The organism is Acidiphilium sp. PM (genome assembly GCF_000219295.1).
Lineage (GTDB): Bacteria > Pseudomonadota > Alphaproteobacteria > Acetobacterales > Acetobacteraceae > Acidiphilium > Acidiphilium multivorum.
In genome coordinates, this window is the sequence record NZ_AFPR01000401.1 from 1 (window position 1) to 1,290 (window position 1,290).

General features: G+C 74.2%; 2 protein-coding genes. Both read right to left on the reverse strand.

Annotated features, from left to right (window positions below):
• Positions 1 to 618, reverse strand: a 618-nt coding sequence (locus APM_RS13025; protein ID WP_039888669.1) for a phosphatidylcholine/phosphatidylserine synthase, incomplete at its 3' end; no start/stop codon positions are given.
• The coding region (locus APM_RS13030; RefSeq protein ID WP_007423834.1) for a phosphatidylserine decarboxylase at positions 615 to 1,290 on the reverse strand (676 nt) is incomplete at its 5' end. The genes APM_RS13030 and APM_RS13025, both read right to left, overlap by 4 nt.

Here is a 1,290-nt window from a genome sequence, read left to right on the forward strand (position 1 = left end):
CAGCACCGCGGCGCTGAGCGCCGGTGCGCGGGCGAGGGTGGCGAGGCCGGCGCCGCCGTGCCGCGCCGCCTCGAGGCCGAGATAGATCGGCAGCAGCGCGATCGCCGCCCCCGCCGGGGCGGGCACGCCGGTGAAGAAGTTGCCGGCGAAGCGGAAGGCGGGCAGGTGGCCATCGGCCTCGTGCGGGATCTCGTCGATCGCCGCGTTGAAGCGGGCGAGGCGCAGCGCCATGCAGGCGGTGAACATCAGCGGCGGCAGGTAGCCGAACGCGCCCCAGGCGCTGAGCGACCAGAGATAGAGCACCAGCGCCGGCGCCGCGCCGAAGCAGAGGAAGTCGGACAGGCTGTCGAATTCCGCGCCGAAGCGGGAGGTGGCCTTGAGCAGGCGGGCGAGCCGGCCGTCCAGCCCGTCGATCACGCCGGCGACGGCGATGGCGATCACCGCGCCGCCGAAGCGCTGCTCGAGCGCGAAGCGGATCGCGCTGAAGCCGACGCAGAGGCCGAACAGGGTCAGCAGGTTCGGCAGCATGCGGTTGAAGCTCATGCCGCGCAGGCGGGGGCGGCGCGGCGGGCGGCGCCGGGGCAGGGCGAAGAGCGGCGGCTTTTCCGCCCCGCTCATGACCCGCCTTGCGGCGCGGCGGGGGGCAGCAGGCCCATCACCGTCTCGCCGCCGACCATGCGCTGGCCGACCGCGACCAGCGGCACCGTGCCGGGCGGCAGATAGAGATCGGTGCGGCTGCCGAAGCGGATGATGCCGAAGCGCGCGCCGGTTTCCACCCGGTCGCCCTCGTGCACGTCGCACAGGATGCGCCGCGCGATCAGCCCGGCGATCTGCACCACCGCGATCTCGGCGCCGGAATCGAGGCGGATGGCGAGGGCGTTGCGCTCGTTCTCCTCGGCCTCCTTCGCCGCCGCGTTCACGAACTTGCCGTGGCGGTAGGAGATGCGGGTGACGATGCCGGCCATCGGCACGCGGTTCACATGCACGTCGAGCACCGAGAGGAAGGTGGCGATGCGCGGCATCATCACCGCCGGCAGGCCGAGCTCGGGCGGCGGCAGCGCCTCGTCGATGATGACGACGCGGCCATCCGCCGGGGCGAGCAGGGCATCGGGCCGGGCGGGCGGCACGCGCGCGGGGTCGCGGAAGAAGAACAGGCAGAACAGCGCGAACAGCGCGCCGAGCCAGGCCAGCCAGCCGGCGGTGGCGAGGCCGATCAGGAAGACGACGAGGCCGGCGGCGATGAACGGCCGGCCGGCGCGGTGCGGCGGCACCAGGGCGGCGCGCACGGAG